This window comes from Acidovorax sp., assembly GCF_016783915.1.
Lineage (GTDB): Bacteria > Pseudomonadota > Gammaproteobacteria > Burkholderiales > Burkholderiaceae_C > Acidovorax.
On record NZ_JADHVT010000182.1, the window covers coordinates 1 to 7,978 of the forward strand.

General features: G+C 65.9%; 6 protein-coding genes. 3 read left to right on the plus strand and 3 right to left on the minus strand.

What is annotated here, in order from left to right:
• Window positions 1-112 precede the first annotated feature (112 nt).
• Genes ISS20_RS21785 through ISS20_RS21795 form a run of 3 tightly spaced genes read right to left on the minus strand, consistent with a single transcriptional unit; the run spans window position 113 to window position 2,221 of the window.
• Window positions 113-493: a Rieske 2Fe-2S domain-containing protein gene (locus ISS20_RS21785; protein WP_056061328.1), complete on the minus strand. Its 381-nt coding sequence runs from the start codon at window positions 491-493 to the stop codon at window positions 113-115.
• A 26-nt stretch (window positions 494-519) separates the two neighbouring features.
• Window positions 520-1,194, minus strand: coding sequence for an HAD-IA family hydrolase (locus tag ISS20_RS21790; RefSeq protein ID WP_056747573.1), 675 nt, complete (start codon window positions 1,192-1,194; stop codon window positions 520-522).
• A 25-nt stretch (window positions 1,195-1,219) separates the two neighbouring features.
• The gene (locus ISS20_RS21795) at window positions 1,220-2,221 is read right to left on the minus strand and encodes an RluA family pseudouridine synthase (protein WP_146871248.1); all 1,002 of its coding nucleotides are present in this window, start codon (window positions 2,219-2,221) and stop codon (window positions 1,220-1,222) included.
• A gap of 599 nt (window positions 2,222-2,820) precedes the next feature.
• Between ISS20_RS21795 and ISS20_RS21800 the strand changes: the two genes are divergently transcribed.
• The 3 genes from ISS20_RS21800 (at window position 2,821) to ISS20_RS21810 (ending at window position 7,950) form a co-directional block, all read left to right on the plus strand.
• Window positions 2,821-5,991 (plus strand): Rne/Rng family ribonuclease, encoded by a 3,171-nt coding sequence (locus tag ISS20_RS21800; protein WP_291439500.1) that lies wholly within the window; start codon window positions 2,821-2,823, stop codon window positions 5,989-5,991.
• A gap of 228 nt (window positions 5,992-6,219) precedes the next feature.
• Complete coding sequence (yaaA, locus tag ISS20_RS21805) at window positions 6,220-7,005, plus strand: peroxide stress protein YaaA (RefSeq protein WP_291439502.1); 786 nt, start codon at window positions 6,220-6,222, stop codon at window positions 7,003-7,005.
• 36 nt (window positions 7,006-7,041) lie between these two features.
• Window positions 7,042-7,950: a 2OG-Fe(II) oxygenase gene (locus ISS20_RS21810; RefSeq protein ID WP_291439504.1), complete on the plus strand. Its 909-nt coding sequence runs from the start codon at window positions 7,042-7,044 to the stop codon at window positions 7,948-7,950.
• The last annotated feature ends 28 nt before the right edge of the window (window positions 7,951-7,978 follow it).

A 7,978-nucleotide genomic window follows, 5' to 3' on the forward strand; every position in this document is an offset into this window, starting at 1 on the left:
GGCTGCTGGGGGTCTGTCATGTCATGCGTCCTGGGCGCTGCACCGCTGCGGCCCGCGCGTCGCGGTGACCCGCACCGGGCGGCAGCACATCAGGGTAATTCATCTGGATTTTCTAGAACTCTACGGGCTGCAGGTTGTAGGCAGTATGCCAGCGCACCACACCATCGCTCTCCGACAGGGCAATTTTGACCAGCCCACCGCGGCAGGGACCGCCCGCACACTGGCCGGTATGGGGCAAGTAGGCCGCCCCGTGGGTGGCACACAACAGCCAGTGGCCTGTGTCATCAAAAAAGCGGTTGGGCTGGTAGTCCATCTCCATTGCCACATGGGTGCAGCGGTTGAGGTAAGCGTGCGGGAGGCCTCGGTAGCGGATTGCAAAGGCTCTGCACGTCTGGCCTGCGTACTGCACATCAAACGGCACGGCCAGGCCTCCATCGACAAGGTCGGCACTGTTGCACAGCGCGATAGGCTGATCAGTGGAGGGTATGGTCATGGGCTCGTCCCGCTCCGATACCCGCGTCAAGCGTTGTGCAGCAGCCAGTCGTGCAGCTCGCGCACCGAATGCACAACCGCCAGCGGCTGGAGGGCATGAAAGGCGTCGGGCTCGTGTGCGCCGTAGCTCACCCCTACGCTCGCACAGCCCGCGTTGACCGCCATCTGCAGATCATGGGTGGTGTCGCCAATCATCAGCAGGCGCTCAGGCGCCACGTCAAATTCGGCCATCAGCTCCTGCAGCATCAGGGGGTGCGGCTTGCCAGCGGTCTGGTCGGCGGTGCGGGAGCCGTCGAACACGCCGCGCAAATCCACCGAATGCAGCGCCTCGTCCAGCCCACGCCGGCTTTTGCCCGTGGCCACGGCCAGCAGGTGCCCACGTTCACGCAGATCGTTCAGCAGCGGCAACACGCCATCGAACAGGCTCAGGTCGTCCTGGTGCTGGATGTAGTGAAAGCGGTAGCGGTTGCCCAGCTCGGTGTACTTTTCGGGCGGCACATCGGGGGCGGCATGGGCCAGCGCCTGCATCAGGCCCATGCCAATCACATAGGCGGCCTCCTTGTCGGTAGGCACCGTGCCGCCCACGTCGCGCACCGCTGCCTGGATGCAGCGCACGATGATGGCGGTGGAGTCGAACAGGGTTCCATCCCAGTCAAAGGCAATGAGGTCGAAGCGGCGCGGACGGAAGTTTTTGGCAGACATGGAGGGGGTTCTTCGCGCAGGATCGTCAGGCAGGGGACACAAAATCGGCCAGCTCAGGGGGTAGCTCGGCAATCAGTTGCACGCGCTCGCCCGAGGCGGGGTGGTTGAACTGTAACCGCCATGCATGCAGGAACATGCGCTTCATCGAGAGCTTCTGCAGGCGCTTGTTGAGGTCAAAGTCACCGTATTTGTCATCACCCACGATGGCGTGGCCCTGGCTTGCCAGGTGCACACGGATCTGATGGGTGCGGCCGGTCTTGATGGTCACCTCCAGCAGGGACATCGCCGGCAGGCCTTGAGCGGGGCGCGCGGGCACGGTGCTGCGCACCTTGACCAGCGTGATGGAGCGCATGCCATCCGGGTCATCGGCCGTGGTCACACGCACGCGGCGCTCGCCGTCGGCCTGCAGGTACTTGTGCAGTGGCAGGTCGATGACCTTTTTGTTGGCAGGCCAGGTGCCCGTGACCAGCGCCAGATAGGTCTTGCCTGTCTCGCGCTCACGGAACTGGTCTTGCAGGTGAGTGAGCGCTGACCGCTTCTTGGCCACCAGCAGGATGCCCGAGGTCTCGCGGTCCAGGCGGTGCACCAGTTCCAGGAACTTGGAAGCCGGCCGCGCCTGGCGCAATTGCTCGATCACGCCAAAACTCACGCCGCTGCCGCCGTGCACCGCCACGCCCGCAGGCTTGTCCAGGGCAATCAGGTGCTCGTCTTCGAGCAGGATGGGAAATTCGCGCGCAGGCGCCGGACGCTCGGCCTTCTCGGCCACCTTGTCGGAGATGCGCACGGGCGGCAGGCGCACCACATCCCCTGCTTCCACGCGGGTGTCGGCACTCACGCGGCCTTTGTTGATGCGGACCTCACCGCTGCGGATGATGCGGTAGACATGCGTTTTTGGCACGCCTTTCAAGTGGCGTATCAAAAAGTTATCGAGCCGCTGGCCAGCGGAGTCAGCATCCACTTCCACCAGGCGGGCTGCGGGAAGCCCCGCAGGGGCTGTGGGCGGTTTGGCCCCTATAATGTGTTTCACCTGCGCGTTGATATGTAAGTGGTTGATTTGTCTGGAGTTTAGTCCACACAGCCCTTGCCCCTCACGCAGGCAGGTCGATGCCACCGGGCGTCGTGCGCGCAGATTGCAGGCCAGATGCCTGTGGTGGCCAGCACGCCGTGCGGCGGGCTGACAGATTGAAACACTGATACGGAATCCCCCAAGCTGGCAGATGTTCCCTACCCGGGCGCAGCCTGTCAGCGGATCAAAGCGAGCATGTGGTTGTTGATGAGCTGGATGGTGACCTTGTGGCGGTGGCTGATGCCCCCGGCTGCACGCTCCAATTCAGCCCCAACGCCCAGCCAGCAAGCGCAATCAGCTGCTCTTTTGCTAGCAAAACTGCGCTCCTACCACTCGCCCCCATCCACGCGCCCCTGCCTCACGATGCTGCGCTAGAGCGCGGCAGATCATTGGCATTCCCGGCAATTCCCTTCGTTTCGATGCGTCAGTCCAGGCATTCACAGCTCCTGTAGAGCTTGTTGTATTGGTTTGGAAACTGTGGGCGGCAGCCCGCGCAGCCCTCCCTGTGGGTCAGGTGGGCTGCACCGCTGCTGTCCGCGAAACACTGAAGGAATCGCATCATGAAGCGGATGCTCATCAACGCCACGCAGCCCGAAGAACGGCGCCTGGCCATCGTCGACGGACAAAAGCTCCTCGACTACGAAATCGAAATCGAAGGGCGCGAACAGCGCAAGGGCAACATCTACAAAGCCGTCGTCACCCGCGTCGAACCTTCGCTGGAAGCCTGTTTTGTGGACTACGGCGAAGACCGCCACGGGTTCCTGCCGTTCAAGGAAATCTCGCGCAGCTACTTCACCCCCGGTGTCTCGCCCAGCCAGGCGCGCATCAATGAAGTGATCAAGGAAGGCCAGGAACTGCTGGTCCAGGTCGAAAAAGAAGAACGCGGCAACAAGGGCGCGGCCCTGACCACCTTTGTCTCGCTGGCCGGCCGCTATGTGGTGCTGATGCCCAACAACCCCCGTGGCGGCGGCGTTTCACGCCGCATCGAGGGCGAAGACCGCGCAGAGCTCAAGGAGGCGATGGACCAGCTGGAATACCCGAACGGCATGTCCATCATCGCGCGCACCGCTGGCATTGGCCGCACCGCGCCCGAGCTGCAGTGGGACCTGAATTACCTGCTCAAGCTGTGGAACGCCATCGACGGCGCCGCCAAGGGTGGCAAGGGCGCCTTCCTGATCTATCAGGAATCGAGCCTGGTGATCCGCGCGATCCGCGACTACTTCAACAACGACATCGGTGACATCCTCATCGATACCGACGACATCTACGAACAGGCACAGCAGTTCATGGCGCACGTCATGCCCGAGCATGCCGCCCGCGTGAAGCGCTACCGCGACGACGCCGCCCTGTTCAGCCGCTTCCAGATCGAGCACCAGATCGAATCGGCCTACGCCCGCACTGTGCAACTGCCCTCGGGCGGCGCCATCGTGATCGACCACACCGAAGCGCTGGTCAGCGTGGACGTGAACTCGGCCCGCGCCATCAAGGGCGGCGACATCGAGGAAACCGCCACCCGCACCAACCTGGAAGCCGCCGACGAAGTGGCCCGCCAGATGCGCCTGCGCGACCTGGGCGGCCTGATCGTCATCGACTTCATCGACATGGAAGAGTCGAAGAACCGCCGCGAAGTGGAAAACCGCCTGCGCGACGCGCTGCGCCAGGACCGCGCCCGCGTGCAGTTCGGCACCATCAGCAAGTTCGGCCTCATGGAAATGAGCCGCCAGCGCCTGAAGCCCGCCCTCTCCGAAGGCTCGTCCATCCCCTGCCCCCGCTGCGGCGGCTCGGGCCACATCCGCGACACCGAATCCTCGGCGCTGCAGATTCTGCGCATCATCCAGGAAGAGTCGATGAAGGACAACACGGCCGCCGTGCACTGCCAAGTGCCGGTGGAAGTGGCCTCATTCCTGCTGAACGAAAAGCGCACCGAGATCGCCAAGATCGAGCTCAAGCAGCGCGTGGCCGTGCTGATGGTTCCCAACAAGACGCTGGAAACCCCCAACTACCGCCTGGAACGCCTCAAGCACGACGACCCGCGTCTGGACCACATCGAAGCCAGCTACAAGCTCGCCGAAGAAGTGGAAGACCCCACGGCCGTGACGCGCCGCTCGCAAGAGCCCACCAACAAGCAGACCCCGGTGATCAAGGGCGTACTGCCTGACGCACCCGCCCCAGTGGCCGAGCCCCGCCCCGAAGGCGCTGCACGCCCACCCCGTGGTGGCCAACGCCCTGCAGCCGCTGCCACCCCTGCACCTGCACCAGTAGCCGCTCCGGCGCCCGCCCCTGCTGCACCGCAAGAGCAAGGCTTCTTCGCCTGGCTCAAGAGCCTGTTTGGCTTTGGCAGCGCACCGGCAGCCCCCACCCCGGTCACAACGGCATCGCCCGCAGCCGCACCTGCCGCTGCTGAAACCACCGGCCGTGGCGAACCCCGCCGCGAAGGCCGCAACGGTGAAAGCCGTGGCCGCCGTGGTGGCCGCGATGGCAACCGGGACGGTCAGCGCGAAGGCGCACCACGTGATGGCAACCGCGAAGGCAGCTCTGGCGAAGGCCGTGGCCGCCGTGGCGAACGCTCGGCCGAAGGCCGTGCGCCCCGCGATGCAGATAGCCGCCCGCCACGCGACGCAGAGCGCCGCCCCGAAGGCGAAGCCCGTGGCGAAGGCCGTGAAGGTGGCCGCAACGGACGTGGCGAAGGCCGTGAAGGTGGCCGTGCCCGCCGCGACAGCGAGCCGCGCAACCAGAACGCTGGCATGAACGGTGACAACGCCACCGCCGCAACCGCTCAGGTGGATGGCCCCAACGCGGGCAACACCGGTGGCGCAGAAGGCCAACCAGCGCAGCAACCCCGTGGCGAACGCGGCCCACGCCGCGAACGCGGTGATCGCGGTGGCAACCGTGGCGAACGCGGTGAACGCGCTCCCCGCGCGGTCGAGGCCCAGGAGGCAGGCGCCCCAGCCGCCGCTGGCGACTTTGTCGACACCGCCCCACTGGCATCGCTGCCGGACCTGGACCTGAGTGGCAATGACGCAGCAGCCAACGGCAATGGCGCCACCGAAGAGCAGCGCCGCGAGCGCCGCTCCCGCGACCGCTATGGCCGTGATCGCCGCGAACGTGGCGAGCGTGGCCCGCGCGACAACAACGGCAACGCCGAAGCGGCTGCACCAGCGATGCTGGACTTTGACCCCACCCAGGCCGAGCCCGCACCGGCACAGGACGAGGCGCCGCGCCGCAGCTACTTCAGCAACGCGCCCGCCGCCGAGCCCGTGGCACCGGCTGCAAGCCTTGTCGCAGCCCCTGTTGCAGCACCAGCCGCTTCAGCCACTGCGCCAGCCGCAGCGCCTGTTACCACGGCACCTGTTGCAGCGCCCGTTGCAAACCCTGCAGCCGCCCCGGTGGCTGCACCGGCGCCTGTCGCAGCACCCGCACCGGCGGTAGCCGCCCAGGCTCCCGTGGCGACAGCTGCACAAGCCAAGGGACTGCCCCGCGTTCAGGCGTTCACGCTGCCCATCGATGAACTGCAGCAAGTGGCTGCTGCATCGGGTCTGCAGTGGGTGAACTCGGACGCCGACAAGATCGCTGCCGTGCAGGCCGCCATCGCTGCCGAGCCCAAGCCCATCCGCGTGCCCCGCGAGCGGCCCCCGGCCGTGGTGCTGGACGAAGGCCCGCTGGTGCTGGTGGAAACCCGCCGCGACCTGTCTGCCATGACGCTGCCGTTTGAGCAGCCCCCAGCAGCCTGATACGCTGCAGTGGCTGCTGCCCCCAGGGCCGCAGCCTGCGCAAAGAAGGCGGCTCAGGCCGCCTTCTTTTTTTGGGCAACTGAGCAAGCACCGTACTGGGCACCAATACCCGCAAGCGACAGAAGACGGTCGTCCAGCAGGTACCATTTCAGGCCGTGGGTGCAGCCAGCAACCCGCACTTTCCAGGCCCCGCTTAACCCTCCGAGGTCCACGAACCCTTCGCCCCCCATGCTGTTCCTGCTGTCTCCCGCCAAATCGCTCGACTACGACACGCCCGTGCCCGAGAGCCTGCCGCACACCACACCCCAGTTTGTGCCGCAGTCCACCGCGCTCATCGAGGTGCTGCGCGAGCAGTCGCCGCAGCAGATTGCCTCGCTGATGGAACTGAGCGATGCGCTCGCGGCCCTGAACGTGGCACGCTACCAGGCCTGGCGCCCCCGCTTCACGGCCACCAACTCGCGCCAGGCGGTGCTGGCCTTCAATGGCGACGTGTACGAGGGGCTGCAAGCCCGCAGCCTGAGCGCTGACGACCTAGACTGGGCCCAGAGCCATGTCGCCATCCTCAGTGGCCTGTATGGCGTGCTGCGGCCGCTGGACCGCATGCAGCCCTACCGCCTGGAGATGGGCACGCGCCTGGCCACCGACGCGGGCAGCAACCTGTACCAGTTCTGGGGCCGCCAGATTGCCGAGCACCTGAATGTCCGCCTGCGATCCGACACCACGCCCGTGGTCGTCAATCTCGCGTCGCAGGAATACTTCAAAGCCGTGGACCGCAAGGCGCTCAAGGCCCGCGTGATCGAATGCGTGTTCGAAGACTGGAAGGGCGGCGGCTACAAGATCATCAGCTTTTATGCCAAGCGCGCACGCGGCCTGATGGCGCGCTACGCCATCACCCATCGCCTTGCCACGCCCCACCAGCTCGAAGGGTTTGATCTGGACGGCTATGCCTTTGCCCCGGCATCCTCCGAGCCCGAGCGCCTGGTCTTCCGGCGCAAGACCCCGGCCTCCGCATAAATCCGCCCACCACCCTGCTCTTGTTGAAGGACCGCCATGGCATCGCGTTCTGACCAGCACCCGGACAGCACTACCACCACCCAGCACGCCAGCGCAGCGCGGCAGGCCATCACCCCCGAGTTGCGCCGCTGGATCATCGAGCAAGCTCAGGCGGGCTACGCCGCGCCCGTGGTGCTGCAGTCCATGCGTGACGCAGGCTGGGACGAAGACGTGGCGGCGGATGCGCTGGAGATCACGCTGCAGGAGCACCTGAACGATCTGGCCGTGCAGCAGGGCCTGCCCTCGGCCGTGCGAGTGCCCGAGCCCCGGCTGGATGAATCCCCCGCGCAGGTGGACTGCGGAGACCGCACCGTGAATGTGCTGCTGGCCATGGCACAGCCGCGCATCGTGGTTTTTGGCAATCTGCTGTCGTCCGAGGAATGTGATGCACTGATCGCCGCTGCAGAGCCCCGCATGGCACGTTCGCTCACCGTGGCCACCAAGACCGGGGGCGAGGAGATCAACGCCGACCGCACCAGCGACGGCATGTTTTTCCAGCGCGGCCAAAGCCCGTTGATCCAGCGCATCGAGGAGCGCATTGCACGCCTGCTCCAGTGGCCCATCGAAAACGGCGAAGGCCTGCAGGTGCTGCACTACCGCCCGGGTGCCGAATACAAGCCCCACTATGACTATTTCGACCCCGCCGAGCCTGGCACGCCCAGCATCATCCAGCGCGGCGGCCAGCGCGTGGGCACCCTGGTGATGTACCTGAACACGCCCGACAAAGGCGGCGGCACCACCTTCCCAGACGTGCACCTGGAGGTCGCGCCGCAGCGCGGCAATGCTGTGTTCTTCAGCTACGAGCGGCCACACCCGTCCACCCGCACCCTGCACGGCGGCGCCCCGGTGATCGCCGGGGACAAATGGATTGCCACCAAATGGCTGCGCGAGCGGGAGTTTCAGTAAAAACCCCGGTATGCGCTAGTCGAACATG

What these genes read in the sequence shown, in the direction of transcription:
- ISS20_RS21785 (WP_056061328.1), bottom strand. Translation starts at nt 493, where the DNA reads ATGACCATACCCTCCACTGATCAGCCTATCGCGCTGTGCAACAGTGCC.
- ISS20_RS21790 (WP_056747573.1), bottom strand. Translation starts at nt 1,194, where the DNA reads ATGTCTGCCAAAAACTTCCGTCCGCGCCGCTTCGACCTCATTGCCTTT.
- ISS20_RS21800 (WP_291439500.1), top strand. Translation starts at nt 2,821, where the DNA reads ATGAAGCGGATGCTCATCAACGCCACGCAGCCCGAAGAACGGCGCCTG.
- yaaA (WP_291439502.1), top strand. Translation starts at nt 6,220, where the DNA reads ATGCTGTTCCTGCTGTCTCCCGCCAAATCGCTCGACTACGACACGCCC.
- ISS20_RS21810 (WP_291439504.1), top strand. Translation starts at nt 7,042, where the DNA reads ATGGCATCGCGTTCTGACCAGCACCCGGACAGCACTACCACCACCCAG.